A 15,984-nucleotide genomic window follows, 5' to 3' on the forward strand; every position below is an offset into this window, starting at 1 on the left:
CTACGGACCCGACCATGGCCGAATTCACCCTCCCGAAGAACTCGAAGATCCAGCAGGGTCGCCACTTCGCCGCCGCCGGCGCGAAGAACCCGCGGGTGTTCAAGGTCTACCGCTGGAACCCGGACGACGGGCGCAACCCGACCGTCGATACGTACGAAGTCGACATGGCCACGTGCGGCCCGGATGAACATCGACGGCACCAACACGCTGGCCTGCACGAAGGCCATCGACGACTGCCGCAGCGGCGAAGTGGCGATCTACCCGCTGCCGCACATGCCGGTGGTGAAGGATCTCGTGCCGGACCTCACGCACTTCTACGCGCAGTACGCGTCGATCAAGCCGTGGCTGCGCACGCAGAGCCCGACGCCGAGCGACCGCGAGCGCCTGCAGTCGCCGGAAGACCGCAAGAAGCTCGACGGCCTGTACGAGTGCATCCTCTGCGCCTGCTGCTCGACCAGCTGCCCGAGCTACTGGTGGAACGGCGATCGCTACCTTGGCCCGGCCATCCTGCTGCAGGCCTATCGCTGGATCGTGGATTCGCGCGACGAGGACACCGGTGCGCGCCTGGACGACCTCGAGGATCCGTTCAAGCTCTACCGCTGCCACACGATCATGAACTGCGCGCGCACCTGCCCGAAGGGCCTGAACCCGGCGCGCGCGATCGGCGAGATCAAGAAGCTGATGCTGGCGCGCCGCGTCTGACGCGACGCGTCGACGCCGCGGCATGAGTCCCGACATCGATCCCGAGATCAAATCGCTGCGCTGGCGCTGCCGGCGCGGCATGCGCGAGCTCGACCAGTTGCTCGAGCGCTGGCTCGACCGCCGGTGGCCGACAGCCTCCGACGCCGATCGCGGACTTTTCCGACGGCTGCTGGACTGCGAGGACGATAGGCTCTGGCGCTCCTTCCTTGGATACGAGCCGCTTGACGATGCCGACCTCCAGGCGCTCGCGCAGCGCATCGCCGCCCCTGCGGATTGAGCTGCGCGGCTCCAGGCAGCTGGCCGCCCTGCTCGTGATGCTCGGCGTACTGGGCGGCGCGGGTCTTTGGCTGACCGAGCTGCCTGCCGCCCTCGCGGTGCCGGGCAGCATCGTCTGCGTGCTCTACGGAGCGCACCTTGGACGCGTCGAGCGCCGTCGGTCGCCGGTCGAGCTGCTGCTGCGTGGCGCGGGCGCACAGGTGGACGGCGTTGCGGTCGAGGCGCTCGACCTCGGCTGGCGAGGACCGCTGACGCTCATCGCATGGCGTTCCGGTGGCCGCCATCACCGACGCGTAGCCTGGCCCGACGTGGTCGATGCCGGGCTGCGACGTGAACTGCGCTTGTGGGTGTCGACGCGGCGTCCCGACGCCGATGCACCGGCAGTGGCACCATAGCCGCCCCCGGGAACAGGCATCGCATGTTCACTCCGCTCCCCGTCGCCATCGGCCTGCGCTACCTGCGCGCCAAACGCCGCAATGGCTTCATTTCGTTCATTTCGCTCGCCTCGATCCTCGGCATCGCGCTGGGCGTCGCGGCGCTGATCACCACGCTCGCGGTCATGAGCGGCTTCCAGCGCGAGATCCGCGACCGGATGCTGCAGATGGTGGCGCACGCCACCGTCAGCGGCTTCGGCGAGCCGGTCCACGACTGGCCCGTCGCGGTTCGCAAGGCACTGGCCGACAAGCGCGTCGCCGGCGCCGCGCCCTACGTCGAGGCGCAGACGCTGCTGTCCGGCCCGCGCAACCAGCCTGCGATCGTGCGCGGCATCCTGCCGGACCAGGAACGCCACGTATCGGTGATCGCGTCGAAGATGGTGCAGGGCCGGCTCGAGGACCTGAAACCCGGCTCCTTCAACATCGTGCTCGGCCGCGAGCTTGCGGTCTGGCTCGGCGTCGGTGTCGGCGATGACGTCATCATGATGACGCCGGAGGCACGCGCGACGCCGGTCGGCGCGATGCCGCGCATGAAGCGCTTCCGCGTAAGCGGCCTCTTCGAAGCCGGCTACAACGAGTACGACCGCGGCATGGCCTTCACCAGCATGCAGGACCTGCAGCGCGTGCAACGCATGGGCGAGGGCGTGACCGGCGTGCGGCTGCGCCTGCACGACATGGACAAGGCCTGGGAGGTCGCGCGCGACCTCGCGCTCTCGCTCGGCGGCCCGTACCACGTCGGCAACTGGGCCGACGAGAACGCCAACATGTTCCGCGCGCTCAAGATGGAGAAGACCATCATGGCGATCCTGCTGTCGCTGATCATCGCGATGGGCGCGTTCAACCTGGTCTCCTCGCAGGTGATGCTGGTCACCGACAAGCAGGCGGACATCGCGATCATGCGCACGCTCGGGCTGTCGCCGCGTGGCGTAATGCAGGTGTTCATCGTGCAGGGCACGCTGATCGGGGTCATTGGCACACTGATGGGCGTCGTCGGCGGCATCGTGCTGACGCTCAACCTCGAACACATCCTGCACGCCGTCGAAGCGGTGCTCGGCGTGCAACTGCTACCCGAGGACGTCTACTACATCACCGGCCTTCCCACCGACATGCAGCCGGGCGACATCGTCATCATCGCGGTGGTCGCACTGGCGATGGCCTTCCTGGCCACCATCTACCCGGCCTGGCGCGCCTCGCGCACGCCGCCGGCGGAGGCGCTGCGCTATGAGTGACGCACGCATGCGCGACGCCGATGCCGCCGTGGCGACCGGCGCCGTGATCGAAGCGCGAGGCCTGGGCAAGACCTACGCGGAAGGCTCGCTGCGCACGCCGGTGTTCGACGGTCTGGACCTCGCGGTAGCGCGCGGCGAGACCGTCGCCATCCTCGGTGCGTCCGGCGCCGGCAAGAGCACGCTGCTGCACCTGCTGGGCGGGCTCGACACGCCGAGTGCCGGCGAGGTCTATGTCGACGGGCAGAAGATGAGCGCGCTGTCCGACGCCGAGCGCGGGCGCCTGCGCAACCGCGCGCTGGGCTTCATCTACCAGTTTCACCACCTGCTGCCCGAGTTCACCGCGCTCGAGAACGTGATGCTGCCGGTGGTGCTGGGCGGCGCGCGCGTGCCGCAGGCCGAGCAGAAGGCGAGGGCGCTGCTGGACGCCGTAGGCCTCGGCCATCGCATGGCGCACAAGCCCGGCGAGCTGTCCGGTGGTGAGCGGCAGCGTGCGGCGGTCGCGCGTGCGCTGGTGAACCGCCCGGGCTGCGTGCTGGGCGACGAACCCACCGGCAATCTCGACGAGAAGACCGCCGCGACGGTGTTCGACCTGATGCTCGACCTCAACCGCGACCAGCGCACCAGCCTCGTGCTGGTCACCCACGATCGCCGCCTCGCGCGACGCCTCGACCGTGTGCTGGAACTGCACGAAGGCCGATTGCGCGAGCTCGCGCCGGACGAGGTCTAGTCCGGCATGCACGCGGCAAGGACGCCGCTGATCACCCCGCTCATCGCGCTCGCCTTGCTGGCGGGCGTGTGCGCCTGCCTGTCGCTGCCCTCGGTGCCGCCGCTCGCGATCGCCCTACCGGTTGCCGCCGGAGGCGCCGTCCTCGCATGGCGCTGGCCGTCGAGGCGCTGGGTTGGCGCGCTGCTTCTGGGCGCCGGGCTCGCCGGCCTGCACGCGATCCATGCGCTCGTGCTGCAGTTGCCCGCGCACCCGGAACGGCAGGATGCGACGCTCGACGTGCGAATCGTCGACCTCCCGCGCGTCGAGCCGCTGCGCACGGTGTTCGAAGCCGAGGTGGAGCGGGACCCGCAGGAGCGGCTCGAAGGTCGTCGGCTGCGACTGTCCTGGTACGCGCGTGGCAATGCCGCCCCGCCGATCCTGCGAGCGGGCGAGCGATGGCGCTTCGCCCTGCGTCTGCGGGCGCCGCGGGGCCTGCGCAATCCGGGCGCGGCCGACGGCGAGATGCACGCGTTCGCCGATCGCCTCACCGCGCTGGGCTATGTCGCGGATGGCGAGCGCGTCGGGCCGTCGACCGGGCTGCAGGGCTGGCGTGACGCCACGTCTCTGCGCATCGAACGTGCGGTCGACGGGCCCAGCTCGCGCTTCGTGCGTGCGCTCGCGCTCGGCGACACGCGCGGCCTCACCGATGACGACTGGACGCGGCTGCGTGCGGACGGGCTGACGCACCTGATCGCGATCAGCGGCTTCCATGTCGGCATGGTGGCCAGCGTCGCGGCGTTGCTCGTACGCGCCTTGTGGTGGCTGCTGCCGGCGCTGGCACGACGCCTGCCGGCCCGCATCGCGATGGCAATGGCCGGCGTCGGCGGCGCACTCGTTTACGCGGCGGCCTCCGGTTTCTCTATGCCGACGGTGCGCACGCTGCTGATGATCGCCGTGGTGGCGCTCGCGCGCGGCACGCGTCGTTCGATCGGCATGCCGCAGGCGCTGGCGATGGCGGCGGTGCCGATGCTGCTGATCGATCCGCTCTGCGTGCTGTCCGCGGGATTCTGGCTGAGCTTCGCGGGCGTGGCCTGGCTGCTGTGGTGCATGCCGTTGGCGACGTCGCCGGTTCGCGACCTGCTGCGCGCGCAGGGCGTCGCGACGGTTGGCCTGCTGCCGCTCACGGTGGTGCTGTTCGGTCAGGCCTCGCTGGCGGGCCCGGTCGCCAATCTGGTCGCGGTGCCGTGGTGGAGCCTCGTGGTCGCACCGCTGTCGGTGGCGGGCGTGGCGCTGGATGCCGTGCATCCCGTGGCCGGCGCCGCGGCCTGGCGACTCGCCGCGCGGTGTTTCGAGCTGGCGTGGCCACTGTTCGAGCGTCTCGCGGATTCGCCCTTGTCGCTCTGGTACCTGCCCGAGGCCTCCGGCGTCGCGGTCGTCCTCGCCTTGCTCGGCGCGGCCTGGTGCCTGATGCCGCGTGGCACGCCCGGGCGCGCACTTGGCGTGCTGCTGTGGCTGCCGCTGCTCTGGCCCGATCGCCACGCGCCCGCCGACGGCGACGCCGAGGTGACCGCGATCGACGTGGGGCAGGGGCTGTCGGTGCTGGTGCGCACGCGCACGCACAGCCTGCTGTACGACATGGGGCCCGCGGTGCCGGAGGGCTTCGACGCCGGCGAGCGCGCGGTTGTGCCCGTGCTGCACGCCCGCGGCGTGCGACGGCTGGACCGGATGATGGTCAGCCATGCCGACCTCGACCACATCGGAGGACTCGACGCCGTGCGCCGCGAAATCCGCGCCGACGCGCTGTTCGCCCCCGACGGCGCGGGCGTGCAGGACGCGCGACCCTGTCTCGCAGGAAGCTCATGGAGCTGGGACGGCGTGCGCTTCCGGGTCCTGCATCCGCCACCTTACTTCCCGTATCTCGCGAACGAGGCCAGCTGCGTGCTGCGGATCGAGACGCGGCATGGTGCTGTCCTGCTGACCGGCGACATCGGCGAGGCCATCGAGGCGCGGCTGGTGGCGATGCAGTCCGCGGCGCTGCGCGTGGACGCCGTCTTCGTGCCGCACCACGGCAGCCGGCATTCCTCAAGCCAGGCCTTCGTGCGCGCCACCGGCGCGCGGCTGGCGATCGTCTCGGCCGGCCATTCGAACCGGTTCCGGCATCCCAACCGGCAGGTCGTCGAGCGCTGGCAGACCGCAGGCGCCCGGGTCATCGATACGGCCGACGCCGGCGCGGTGACGCTGCGCAGCGGGCCGGGCGGTATCGTGGCCTCGGGGCGGCGCGAGGCCCGCCCGCGGTTGTGGGACGCCGCGCGCCGGGCAACTGCGGACGCTGGGCTATCCTATCGACGCGACTGAACGCCCTGGAGGGGACGTGCTCGAACTCGTGAAAGCCGGCGGCTGGCCGATGATCCCGCTGCTGCTGCTGTCGGCACTTGCGCTGGCGCTGATCGTCGAGCGCGGCTGGACGCTGCGCCGCAGCCGCGTCATGCCGGCCAAGCTCGGCGACGAGGTCCGCACCTGGGCCGCTCGGGGCAACCTCGATCCCGCCCACATCGACTCGCTGCGGGAGACCTCGCCGCTGGGCACGCTGCTCGCCGCGGTGCTCGACATGCGCAACCGCTCGCGGGAAGTGATGCGCGAGCGCGTCGAGGACGTCGGGCGCCACCTCGTGCACCGCATGGAGCGCTACCTCAACACGCTCGGCACGATCGCCGCCGCGGGCCCGCTGCTCGGCCTGTTCGGCACCGTGGTCGGCATGATCCAGATGTTCCTCGGCATTCTCGACTACGGCATCGGCGACGTGAACCAGCTCGCCGGCGGCATCGGCAAGGCGCTGGTCTGCACCGCCACCGGCATGATCGTGGCCATCCCCGCGCTCATCGCGCATCGCTGGTTCCGCGGCCGTATCGCGGAATACATCGTCGACATGGAGCACGAGGCGATCGCGCTGATGGACGTGGTCGAGCAGCGCGCCCAGCGCCCCGCGCCGCAGGTCGCCTGATGCGCATCGGCGGGCACCGGCCGAACGACGAGCCGGACATCAACCTGGTTCCGCTGATCGACGTGATCCTCGTGCTGGTCATCTTCTTCGTGGTGACCGCGACGTTCGAGGGCCGCTCGGCGCTCAAGCTCGAGCTGCCGAAGGCGAACGGCGAATCGACGCAGGCGAAGGACCCGCTCGACGTGCTCGTCAACGCGCAGGGCCGGTACTTCGTCGAGGACCGGGAGGTGATCCGCGACGACGCGGCGTCGCTGAAGGCGACCATCAACGAGGTCGGCGGCCGCGACCGCAACCGCGCGGTGATGCTGCGCGCCGACGCGCGCACGCCCTACCAGGCGGTGATCACGGCCCAGGAAGCGCTCGGCCAGCTCGGTTACCGGCAGATCCTGCTCGCGGTGTCGACGCCGACAGAGAAGAAGGCGGCGTCCAAGTGAGCGATCGCGCCAGCAGCTGGGCGACGTACGCGCGCCTGCAGACGTTCGGCCGGCCCTATCGCGCCTTCCTCGTGCTGGCCTTCATCGGCATGGGGCTGGAGGCGATCGGCAGCGCGGGTTTCGCCCGCATCATGAAGCCGCTGATCGACGAAACCATCGTCGCGCGCGCGCCCGAGGCCGCGTGGAACGTGCCGCTCGGCATCGTCGCGCTGTTCGTGCTCCGCGGCATTTCGGGCTATATCGCCGACATGGCATCGGCGCGCGCGGGCCGCGGCATCGCGCGCGACCTTCGCGTGCAGGTGTTGTCGAAATACCTGCGCCTGCCGGGCCAGCGTTTCGACGCGGAATCGGTCCCGTCCATGCTCAATCGCCTCGGCTCGGACAGCGACCAGGTCGCGCTCGCGGCCGTGGATGCGCTGAAGGTGATGATCCAGCAGTCGCTGCAGGTCATCGCCATGCTCGGGATGATGTTCTGGTACAGCTGGAAGGTGACGCTGGCGGTGCTGGTGCTCGCGCCGCCGCTCGCCTGGGTGATGGACAACGTCGGTCGCCGCTACCGCCGCATCGGCCACCGCATCCAGGAAAGCAACTCGCAGCTCATGCAGTACGCCGATCAGGCGCTGGGCAGCCACCAGGACGTCAAGGCCTACGGCGCGCAGGGCATCGAGACGGGCCGCTACGCCCGCCAGGCCGACGACGTCCTGAAGCTCAGCCTCAAGGTCGAATCCACGCGCAGCATCTCCTCGGCGATGGTGCAGCTGATGGGCTCGATCGGGCTCGCGGCGCTCGCGTTCATGGCCGGACGCGAGGCGGCCGCGGGGCGCCTCACCGCGGGCGATTTCGTCGGTCTGATGGTCGCGATGATGGCGATCATCCCGGCGATCAAGCAGCTCACGAACGTGCAGGGCATGCTGCAGCGCGGGCTGGCGTCGTCCGAGCGCCTGTTCGAGATCCTCGATTCGCCCGACGAGCCCGATTCCGGCACGCGCGAGCTCGCCCGCGCGCGCGGCGAGCTCGAATTCCGCGACGTCGCCGCCCGCTATCCGGGCCAGGCCGCGCCGGTGCTGTCGGACATCAGTTTCGTCGCCCGTCCCGGAACGGTCACCGCGATCGTCGGGCGCTCGGGCAGCGGCAAGTCGACGCTGGTCAAGCTCATCCCGCGCTTCTACGACCCCGAAGCGGGGCAGATCCTCCTGGATGGCCATCCGCTGCCCGAGTACCGGCTCGCCGACCTCCGCCGCCAGATCGCGCTGGTCGGCCAGCAGGTGATGCTGTTCGACGGCTCGGTGATGGAGAACGTCGCCTATGGCGAGCTTGCGGACGTCGAAGCTGACCGGCTGCGGCGCGCGATCGAGGGCGCGAATGCCGCCGAGTTCGTCGATCGCATGGACGAGGGCGAGCGCAGCCCGATCGGCGTTCGCGGCGGGCGCCTTTCCGGCGGCCAGCGCCAGCGCCTCGCCATCGCCCGCGCCATGCTCAAGGACGCGCCGGTGCTGATCCTCGACGAGGCCACCGCAGCGCTCGACACCGAATCCGAGCGGCTGGTGCAGGACGCGCTCGAACGCCTGATGCCGGATCGCACGACGCTGGTGATCGCGCATCGCCTGTCCACCATCGAGCACGCCGACCAGGTGCTGGTGCTCGACCAGGGGCGCATCGTCGAGCGCGGCACGCACACCGAGCTGCTCGCGCGGGGCGGGCTCTACGCGCACCTGCACCGGATGCAGTTCCGCGAGGCCGGCTGATGGCCCGCACGCCGCGCCACTGGTACGGCGACGCCCCGGTGCCGCTGGCGGCGCGGGTGCTGGAGCCGCTGTACGCGGCGCTCACGCGGCTGCGCGGCGGGCTGTACCGCCGCCGGCTGCTGCACGGACGCCATCCCGGCGTGCCGGTGGTGGTGATCGGCAACGTCACCGCGGGAGGCACCGGCAAGACGCCGATGACCGTCGCGGTGGTCGAGCGCCTGCGTGACGCCGGCTGGTCGCCCGGCGTCGCGAGCCGCGGCTACGGCCGCCGCGGCAAGGCGCCGCTGTGGGTGGAGGCGGGCACCTCCGCGGTGGAGGCCGGCGACGAACCGCTACTGATCGCGCGTCGCACCGGCGTGCCCGTACGCGTGGACCGCGACCGCGCCGCTGCCGCGCGCGCGCTGGTGGCCGCCGGCTGCGACGTGATCGTCTGCGACGACGGCCTGCAGCACTACCGGCTGGCGCGCGACATCGAGATCGAGGTGGTGGATGGCCGCCGTCGTTACGGCAACGGCCGCCTGCTGCCGGCCGGCCCCCTGCGCGAGCCCGCCGAACGCGCGAGCCGCTGCGATTTCCGCGTGGTCAATTTCGGCGACGGGGGGCAGGGCGAGGCGGGCTTCGGCGAGTGGCCGATGCGCCTGGCCGTGCGTGACGCGATGCCGCTGCAGGGCCGCCGCGCGCGGCCGCTGACGATATTCACCGGCCAGCGCGTGCATGCGGTCGCCGGTATCGGCGATCCGGCGCGCTTCTTCGATACGCTCAAGGCGCGCGGCATCGCGGTGATCCCGCACGCGTTTCCCGACCATCACGCCTTCCAGCCTGCGGACCTCGCGTTCACCAGCCCGCTACCGGTACTGATGACCGAAAAGGACGCGGTCAAGTGCGTCGCGTTCGCTCCCGAGCACAGCTACGCCGTGCCGGTCAGCGCCGAGCTGCCGGAAGCGTTCTGGACCGCATTCATCGACCGTCTCGACCGTCTGCGCAGGCCCCGTACCCCATGACCGGATTCGTCGTCGCCATCCCTGCGCGCCATGCCGCGTCGCGCCTGCCGGGCAAGCCCCTGAGGCCGCTGGGCGGCGAACCGCTGGTGCTGCACGTCGCCCGCCGCGCGCTGGCCGCGGGTGCCCGCGAGGTCTGGGTGGCGACGGACGACGCCCGCATCGCCGACGCACTCGACGGCAGCGGCGTGCGCATCGCGATGACTGCCGCCGACCATGCGTCCGGCACCGATCGCCTTGCCGAATGCGCGCGCATCGCCGGCTGGAGCGACGACACCATCGTGGTCAACCTGCAGGGCGACGAGCCGTTCGCGCCCGTGGCCGGGATCCGCGCCGTGGCCGGCCTGCTGGAGCGCTCGACCGCGCCGATGGCGACGTTGGGCGCGGTGATCAACGATGTCGAGCAACTGTTCGACCCCAATGCGGTGAAGCTGGTGGCCGACGCGACCGGGCACGCGCTGTATTTCAGTCGCGCGCCCATCCCGTGGCCGCGCGATGCCTTCGCCCGGTCGCGCGACGCGCTGCCGGCCGGCGGTCCGTGGCTGCGCCACATCGGCATCTACGCCTACCGCGCCGGCTTCCTGCAGACCTTCGCGGACATGCCGCCGGGGCGCCTGGAGGTCATCGAGTCGCTGGAGCAATTGCGCGTGATGGAGGCCGGCTACCGCATCGCGGTCGCCGTCACGCCGGAGCCTTTCCCGCCCGGCGTGGACACGCCCGAGGACCTGGAGCGCGCCGAGCGCCACCTGGCCACGCTGCGCGGCTGAGCCCCGTGGGAGCGGGTTCTCATCGCCTGCGCTTGCCGCGGCCGATAATCGGCCCCACCTCGCGTAGATGTCTTTCTCCCGCATGATCCGCCGCCCCGCGCGCGACCCGGGGGCCGCCGGCCGATGAAGCCGCCCGTGCCCGCGTTCGACGCCAAGGACTTCGTCCGCAACCTCAGCACCGCGCCCGGCGTGTACCGGATGATCGGTGCGGACGACAGCGTGCTGTACGTCGGCAAGGCGAGCGCGCTGAAGAATCGCGTCTCCAGCTACTTCAACAACACGCCGAAGTCGGCGCGCATCGCGTCGATGGTGTCGCAGATCGCGCGCATCGAGGTCACGGTCACGCGCACCGAGGCCGAGGCGCTGATCCTGGAGAACGAGCTGATCAAGTCGCTCAAGCCGCGCTACAACGTGCTGCTGCGCGACGACAAGAGTTATCCGTACGTGCTGCTGACGGGCGAGGACTACCCGCGCATCGCCGTCCACCGTGGCCCGCGCGCTGTTCAGGGCAAGTATTTCGGCCCGTACGCGAGCGTCGGCGCGGTGCGCGAGACGCTCAACCTGATGCACAAGCTGTTCAAGCTGCGCAGCTGCGAGGACAGCGTCTTCCGAAACCGCTCGCGGCCGTGCCTGCAGTTCCAGATCGGGCGCTGCAGCGCGCCCTGCGTCGATCTTATCTCGCGCGAGGAGTACACCCGCAGCGTGCGGCGCGCGTCGATGATGCTGGAAGGCCGCAGCGACGAGCTCACCAACGAGCTCGCGCGCGGCATGGAAGAGGCGAGCATGAACCTCGACTTCGAGGAAGCCGCGCGCCTGCGCGACCTCGTCGCCTCGATCCGCACGCTGCAGGCCCGCCAGTACGTGGACGGCCGCGCCGCCGACCTCGACGTCCTCGCGATCGCCATGCAGGGCGCGAACGCCTGCGTCGTGCTGATGGCCTTCCGCGACGGCCGCAACCTCGGCACGCGCGCCTTCTTCCCGAAGACGAACGGCAGCGACCAGCCCGACGAGGTGCTCGGCGCGTTCGTGTCGCAGCACTACATCGACAAGACGCCGCCGCGCGAGATCGTGCTCGACCGCGACATCCCGGATCGCGACCTGCTGGAACAGGCGTTCGCGCTGTCCAGCGAGCGCAAGGTGCAGATCCGCTGCAGCGTGCGCGGCGAGCGTGCGGGCTATCTCGACATCGCGCGTCGCAATGCGCAGATGGCGCTGGCCTCGGAGATGACCAGCGCCTCGGCGCAGCGCGCGCGCGTGGAATCGCTGCGCGATCTTCTCGGCATGGACGACGTGCCGGGCCGCATCGAGTGCTTCGACATCTCGCACACCATGGGCGAGGCCACGGTCGCCTCCTGCGTCGTGTTCGATGTCGAGGGCGCCGTGCGCGGGCAGTACCGGCGCTACAACATCACCGGCATCACGCCGGGCGACGACTACGCGGCCATGCACCAGGCCATCCACCGCCGATTCCGGCGGTCGATGGAGGCGCGCGAGGCCGCGCTGGCGGACGAGCGGGCGACACCTGCCGCGCGGGCGAAGCAGGCGTCGGCGGCGATACTGCCGGACGTGCTGCTGATCGACGGCGGCGCAGGGCAGGTGGCACAGGCGAAGGCGGTACTCGACGAGCTGGGCGTCGAGGGCGTGCGTGTCGTGGGCGTCGCGAAGGGCCCCGAGCGCCGTCCGGGCGACGAGGACCTGCTGCTGCCCGACGGCCGCTGCGTACATCCGGGTGCGCAGTCGCCCGCACTGCAGCTGGTGCAGCAGGTGCGCGACGAGGCGCACCGTTTCGCCATCACCGGCCACCGCGGCAAGCGGCAGAAGGCGCGCACCACGAGCCGCCTCGAGGACATCCCGGGCATCGGCCCTCGCCGTCGCGCGGCGCTGCTCAAGCACTTCGGCGGCCTGGGCGGCCTCAAGGCCGCCGGCGTCGAGGAAATCGCCCGCGCCGAGGGCGTGAACGCCGCCCTCGCGCAACGCATCTATGACACCCTGCACGGCCTGACGCCTTCGGAAGGCGCGGAGTAAGCATGCGCATCACCGTACCCACCGCCCTCACGCTGATGCGGATCGTGCTGATCCCGGTGCTCGTGGTGGTGTTCTACCTGCCCTACAAATGGACGAGCTTCGCCGCGGCCGCGGTATTCGCGTTCGCCTCCGTCACCGACTGGCTCGATGGCTGGATCGCACGACGCTACAACCAGTACTCGGCGTTCGGCGCCTTCCTGGATCCGGTCGCCGACAAGCTCATGGTCGCAGTGGCGCTGCTGCTGATCGTGCAGGTGCACCCGACGAAGTGGATGGCGTTGTGGGCCGCGGTGATCATCGGCCGCGAGATCGCCGTCTCCGCCCTGCGCGAGTGGATGGCCGCGCTGGGCGAGCGCGCGAGGGTGAAGGTGGCTTCGATCGGCAAGTTCAAGACGATCGTGCAGATGGTCGCGCTGACCTGCCTGCTGTACCAGGAGCCGCTGCTGGGCCTGCCGGTGTTCGCGATCGGCGAGTGGCTGCTCGCGGTCGCCGCGCTGCTGACGTTGTGGTCCGGATGGGCGTATCTGCGCGCCGCGTGGCCGGTGCTGGGCAGGGACGAACGCACCGGCGTGAACTGATCGAAATTTCGTTGCGCAAAAGTGTTGACACGGCCGGCTGTGTCCGTAGAATGCGCAGCCTGTTCCGCGGGAATAGCTCAGTTGGTAGAGCACGACCTTGCCAAGGTCGGGGTCGAGGGTTCGAGTCCCTTTTCCCGCTCCAGATTCATCGGAGCCAGTACATCGGAACCGTGTGACAAGACCCCGCTCGCGGGGTCTTGTCTTTTCAGGGATACGCTTCGATAGTTTCCCTGACGCTTCCCGGCCGGGTGGCAGAGTGGTTATGCAGCGGACTGCAAATCCGCGTACGCCGGTTCAATTCCGACCTCGGCCTCCAGATCGAAGACCCCGCAGCGATGCGGGGTTTTTTTTGCCCGGCGCATGGCGGCCGCGCGTAAGCTGTACGCACGCCCGGATGGCGAAACCGGTAGACGCAGCGGACTTAAAATCCGCCGACCCTGTCGTGCGGGTTCGAGTCCCGCTCCGGGCACAATCAAGCCTCGTGTCTGGATGGATGCTTCTGTCGGCATCCCTTGCCGCCGCCGGTAGTGGGACGCTTGCGCCATGCGGCCCGCTGCTCTGTGATGGCAGCGATAAGCTGGCTCGGCGATGCCCGTTTCGGGCGGTCATTTCGGTCGGCAGGGTGCAGCGCCCATCGCGCCAGGTCTTCGTCGTACGACGGTTCAGCGCTCACGATCGCGCGGTGCGCCGTCGTCGTGCTGTGGCGATGGAAATATCCGCGGCACGGCGTTGACGACCATCAATGCCACGATGGTCGTCACCAGCGCGACCATCTCCATGCCGATGCCGGCGGCCATGCCGATCGCGCAGGTCATCCAGATGCCGGCGGCGGTGGTGAGGCCCTCGACACGTCCGCCGCGTTCCATCTTGATGATCGCGCCGGCGCCGAGGAAGCCGATGCCGGACACTATGCCCTGCATGACGCGCGTCAGGTCGCCCAGCGCCGTGCCCGCTACCGCCGGTGCCAGCACGAACAGCGCGGAGCCGATCGACACCAGCATATGCGTCTTCAGGCCCGCCGAGCGCCCCTTGCGCTCGCGGTCGTAGCCGACCAGCCCGCCGAGCACGGCGGCGGCGATCACCCGTGCGAGCACCACGGCGAATACGGCCGGCTCCGGCAGCGCGAATTCGGCCACGAAGGCGTCGAGGAAGGTCATGCCGGTCCGATGCTCGAGCACGGGTGCGATACCGGGTCGGGACGTCGAGTCTGGCCGTCGAGACGTGTGCGCCGCGCGAGTCCGCGGCGGCGACGCCATCACACGTGGCGACCCGCCGTAGCCGCGCAGCCGTCCATGCCGGACAATCGCCCGTCCTACCGGACACGGCTGAGGCGATGCACGTATTCAAGCTCTCGATGACCGCGGGCGCGGCCTGCACCGCGGCTGCGGAAGGCACGGCGCTCAACGGCGCGGTACTGGTCGACAACGACGACGTGCAGCTCGCGCGCGACGGCGCGCTGCTTGCGCTGGATCGCCTCGGCTTCGAGTCCTGCACCTTCGTCGACGCCGTGAGGCTGCCGCCCGCGCCCGATACCGCGCGCTACAGCGGGCCGATGAAGCAGGCGTACGAGGATGCGAAGCGGGACGGTGTCGCGGTGATGCTGTACGCGGTCGAAAGCGCGGGCTGAACCCTCGCATCCGTGCGCAGCATGGTTGCCATTGCGGTAGTCGAATGGCACCGGATCGATGCGTGGCGTGACGTCCGCGATCAGTACGGGATGCGCGTATCCGATGGCCGCCCGTAGCGACCGTGCGCGGCGAACCCGATGGCACCCGCGCCGGCGTCCCATTGCAGCGACCTGCCGGTATACGGATCGCGCAGCGACTCCGGCAGCGCCGCGAGCGCTCGCGGCGCGTCATGCCGCGCGACACCGTCGGCGTGCAGCGACGCGGCAGCGAGTGCCGAGCGACGAAGTCCCTCGAGGTCAGCGACGCGGAATGCGTAATCCGGATAGGCGTGCGGCGCGACGCTGTGCAGCATCGCACCGACGGGGTTGTACAGGTCGAAGCTGGACGTCGGCATCGTTCCCGCCATCGCCGCGCCGAGCTGCGCGTACGGCGCGCCCGTCGCGTCCGCGAAGCCGACGATGAAATCCGCGTAGCGATTGATCGAGTCCTGCACCTTCCAGAGCGGGTTCGACAGGCGTTCACCGAATCGCGGTTTCGTCCCGGCTTCCGCGTTACGCCGCATGAGGCTGCTGGACCAGCGCCACTCGCCGGCCATGGCACGCAGCATCGACCGCTCCTCGCCGGACAGCGGCGTGGCCCAGCTGGGTGGCGCGGCGGCTTGAACACGATCCGCCGGCAACTCGCGCAGCGCCAGGCCGCCGTACGCGAAGTTCCTGCGCAGCGCGGCCACGGCGATCACCTTGCCGACCAGCAGGTCCGAGTTCGCCAATGCGCCGCGCCAGAATCGGGCATCGCGATCGAGCCGCTCGCGCACGGCGGCGACATCGCCGGCTCGCGCGCGGCGCCAGGTGTCCAGCAGGAAGAGCCGCTGCGCGTTCAGAGCCACCTGATACTGCGGCAGCGGCATGTCCGGCTCGGCCGGAATCGTTTCCAGCCAGCGGCGACGCGAGAGCAGGGCTTCGTAGCGTTCGACCCGCCACGCGTTCTCCGCGATGCGCGTGTCCAGCGCGGCCGGGTCGGACTGCAGTGCGTCGGCGCATGCGGCAACCGCTTCCTTGCATGGATCCGTTTCGGGCGACGAAGCGGCAGCCTGCGCAGCCGGGCCCGGCAGAACGTAGGGGCGCCTGGAGGCCGACGTCGTCGCTTCGAGCCATGCCTTGCGACGCACGCCCCAGGTCGCGGGATCCTCGTCGCGCGGCACCGGCATGCCGAGCAGGTAGACGAAGCCGTTGTCCTCATCGGCGACCGCGGGACGTTCGGCGAGCACGCGCTCCAGCCGGTGTGTCGCCGCAGAGGGCGGGCGGTCGTTCCAGTTGATGCCGAGCAGCAGCACCAGCAACAGCGCCACAAGCAGCGAAAGCCCGCCCACCGTCCATGCGGCGCCTCGCGCCAGCGTTCCGATCCTCATTGCGTCCTCCCCGGCGCTCCCCGCCGTCCACGGATTATGGCGGCGCGGCGCGG

General features: G+C 70.4%; 15 protein-coding genes, 3 tRNA genes and 1 pseudogene. 17 read left to right on the forward strand and 2 right to left on the reverse strand.

Translation table 11 applies throughout. The features are described from left to right. Positions 1-14: 14 nt before the first annotated feature. From IE066_RS03180 to IE066_RS03255, 16 genes and pseudogenes are all read left to right on the forward strand, one after another. Positions 15-702, forward strand: a pseudogene (locus tag IE066_RS03180) (succinate dehydrogenase iron-sulfur subunit). A 22-nt stretch (positions 703-724) separates the two neighbouring features. Beyond that, positions 725-979 (forward strand): FAD assembly factor SdhE, encoded by a 255-nt coding sequence (locus IE066_RS03185; protein WP_189446915.1) that lies wholly within the window; start codon positions 725-727, stop codon positions 977-979. After that, positions 930-1,373: a hypothetical protein gene (locus IE066_RS03190; RefSeq protein WP_189446916.1), complete on the forward strand. Its 444-nt coding sequence runs from the start codon at positions 930-932 to the stop codon at positions 1,371-1,373. The genes IE066_RS03185 and IE066_RS03190 overlap by 50 nt, the downstream gene beginning before the upstream one ends. Before the next feature lie 23 nt (positions 1,374-1,396). Then, positions 1,397-2,641, forward strand: a complete 1,245-nt coding sequence (locus tag IE066_RS03195) for a lipoprotein-releasing ABC transporter permease subunit (RefSeq protein WP_189446917.1) — start codon at positions 1,397-1,399, stop codon at positions 2,639-2,641. Further along, on the forward strand, positions 2,634-3,368 hold the full coding sequence (gene lolD, locus IE066_RS03200) for a lipoprotein-releasing ABC transporter ATP-binding protein LolD (RefSeq protein WP_189446918.1): 735 nt from the start codon (positions 2,634-2,636) through the stop codon (positions 3,366-3,368). Before IE066_RS03195 ends, lolD begins: the two co-directional genes overlap by 8 nt. 6 nt (positions 3,369-3,374) lie before the next feature. Next, positions 3,375-5,702, forward strand: a complete 2,328-nt coding sequence (locus IE066_RS03205; protein WP_189446919.1) for a DNA internalization-related competence protein ComEC/Rec2 — start codon at positions 3,375-3,377, stop codon at positions 5,700-5,702. A gap of 16 nt (positions 5,703-5,718) precedes the next feature. Beyond that, positions 5,719-6,348 carry a MotA/TolQ/ExbB proton channel family protein gene (locus tag IE066_RS03210; RefSeq protein ID WP_189446920.1) on the forward strand — a complete coding sequence of 210 codons (630 nt, stop codon included), beginning with the start codon at positions 5,719-5,721 and terminating at the stop codon, positions 6,346-6,348. After that, positions 6,348-6,782, forward strand: coding sequence for an ExbD/TolR family protein (locus tag IE066_RS03215; protein ID WP_189446921.1), 435 nt, complete (start codon positions 6,348-6,350; stop codon positions 6,780-6,782). Before IE066_RS03210 ends, IE066_RS03215 begins: the two co-directional genes overlap by 1 nt. Then, positions 6,779-8,527, forward strand: a complete 1,749-nt coding sequence (gene msbA / locus IE066_RS03220; protein WP_189446922.1) for a lipid A export permease/ATP-binding protein MsbA — start codon at positions 6,779-6,781, stop codon at positions 8,525-8,527. The genes IE066_RS03215 and msbA overlap by 4 nt, the downstream gene beginning before the upstream one ends. Further along, entirely contained in the window at positions 8,527-9,528 is a 1,002-nt protein-coding gene (lpxK, locus tag IE066_RS03225) for a tetraacyldisaccharide 4'-kinase (RefSeq protein ID WP_189446923.1), read from the forward strand. Before msbA ends, lpxK begins: the two co-directional genes overlap by 1 nt. Next, a complete protein-coding gene (kdsB, locus tag IE066_RS03230; RefSeq protein ID WP_189446924.1) occupies positions 9,525-10,292 on the forward strand; it encodes a 3-deoxy-manno-octulosonate cytidylyltransferase in 768 nt (255 codons plus the stop codon). The genes lpxK and kdsB overlap by 4 nt, the downstream gene beginning before the upstream one ends. 123 nt (positions 10,293-10,415) lie before the next feature. Beyond that, on the forward strand, positions 10,416-12,317 hold the full coding sequence (gene uvrC, locus IE066_RS03235; RefSeq protein WP_189446925.1) for an excinuclease ABC subunit UvrC: 1,902 nt from the start codon (positions 10,416-10,418) through the stop codon (positions 12,315-12,317). 2 nt (positions 12,318-12,319) lie between these two features. Next, positions 12,320-12,895, forward strand: a complete 576-nt coding sequence (pgsA, locus tag IE066_RS03240; RefSeq protein ID WP_189446926.1) for a CDP-diacylglycerol--glycerol-3-phosphate 3-phosphatidyltransferase — start codon at positions 12,320-12,322, stop codon at positions 12,893-12,895. Between the two features lie 66 nt (positions 12,896-12,961). Beyond that, positions 12,962-13,037, forward strand: a tRNA-Gly gene (locus IE066_RS03245). Between the two features lie 100 nt (positions 13,038-13,137). Continuing rightward, a tRNA-Cys gene (locus IE066_RS03250) sits at positions 13,138-13,211 on the forward strand. Between the two features lie 72 nt (positions 13,212-13,283). Further along, positions 13,284-13,364: transfer RNA gene (locus IE066_RS03255), tRNA-Leu, on the forward strand. 193 nt (positions 13,365-13,557) lie between these two features. Here IE066_RS03255 and IE066_RS03260 read toward each other — a convergent pair. Continuing rightward, positions 13,558-14,052 (reverse strand): MgtC/SapB family protein, encoded by a 495-nt coding sequence (locus IE066_RS03260; RefSeq protein WP_189446927.1) that lies wholly within the window; start codon positions 14,050-14,052, stop codon positions 13,558-13,560. Between the two features lie 176 nt (positions 14,053-14,228). On the opposite strand from IE066_RS03260, the gene IE066_RS03265 reads away from it, so the two are divergent. Then, complete coding sequence (locus tag IE066_RS03265; RefSeq protein WP_189446928.1) at positions 14,229-14,522, forward strand: hypothetical protein; 294 nt, start codon at positions 14,229-14,231, stop codon at positions 14,520-14,522. Positions 14,523-14,602: 80 nt separating this feature from the next. Here the strand turns inward: IE066_RS03265 and IE066_RS03270 are convergent, their stop codons facing one another. Then, positions 14,603-15,931 (reverse strand): hypothetical protein, encoded by a 1,329-nt coding sequence (locus IE066_RS03270; RefSeq protein ID WP_189446929.1) that lies wholly within the window; start codon positions 15,929-15,931, stop codon positions 14,603-14,605. Between the last annotated feature and the right edge of the window lie 53 nt (positions 15,932-15,984).

It is taken from the genome of Cognatilysobacter xinjiangensis, from assembly GCF_014651995.1.
Taxonomy (GTDB): domain Bacteria; phylum Pseudomonadota; class Gammaproteobacteria; order Xanthomonadales; family Xanthomonadaceae; genus Cognatilysobacter; species Cognatilysobacter xinjiangensis.

Excerpts from the sequence above, each read along its gene's own strand:
- IE066_RS03185 (WP_189446915.1), top strand. The coding sequence starts at position 725 with ATGAGTCCCGACATCGATCCCGAGATCAAATCGCTGCGCTGGCGCTGC.
- IE066_RS03190 (WP_189446916.1), top strand. The coding sequence starts at position 930 with ATGCCGACCTCCAGGCGCTCGCGCAGCGCATCGCCGCCCCTGCGGATT.
- IE066_RS03195 (WP_189446917.1), top strand. The coding sequence starts at position 1,397 with ATGTTCACTCCGCTCCCCGTCGCCATCGGCCTGCGCTACCTGCGCGCC.
- lolD (WP_189446918.1), top strand. The coding sequence starts at position 2,634 with ATGAGTGACGCACGCATGCGCGACGCCGATGCCGCCGTGGCGACCGGC.
- IE066_RS03205 (WP_189446919.1), top strand. The coding sequence starts at position 3,375 with ATGCACGCGGCAAGGACGCCGCTGATCACCCCGCTCATCGCGCTCGCC.
- IE066_RS03215 (WP_189446921.1), top strand. The coding sequence starts at position 6,348 with ATGCGCATCGGCGGGCACCGGCCGAACGACGAGCCGGACATCAACCTG.
- lpxK (WP_189446923.1), top strand. The coding sequence starts at position 8,527 with ATGGCCCGCACGCCGCGCCACTGGTACGGCGACGCCCCGGTGCCGCTG.
- kdsB (WP_189446924.1), top strand. The coding sequence starts at position 9,525 with ATGACCGGATTCGTCGTCGCCATCCCTGCGCGCCATGCCGCGTCGCGC.
- uvrC (WP_189446925.1), top strand. The coding sequence starts at position 10,416 with ATGAAGCCGCCCGTGCCCGCGTTCGACGCCAAGGACTTCGTCCGCAAC.
- pgsA (WP_189446926.1), top strand. The coding sequence starts at position 12,320 with ATGCGCATCACCGTACCCACCGCCCTCACGCTGATGCGGATCGTGCTG.
- IE066_RS03260 (WP_189446927.1), bottom strand. The coding sequence starts at position 14,052 with ATGACCTTCCTCGACGCCTTCGTGGCCGAATTCGCGCTGCCGGAGCCG.
- IE066_RS03265 (WP_189446928.1), top strand. The coding sequence starts at position 14,229 with ATGCACGTATTCAAGCTCTCGATGACCGCGGGCGCGGCCTGCACCGCG.
- IE066_RS03270 (WP_189446929.1), bottom strand. The coding sequence starts at position 15,931 with ATGAGGATCGGAACGCTGGCGCGAGGCGCCGCATGGACGGTGGGCGGG.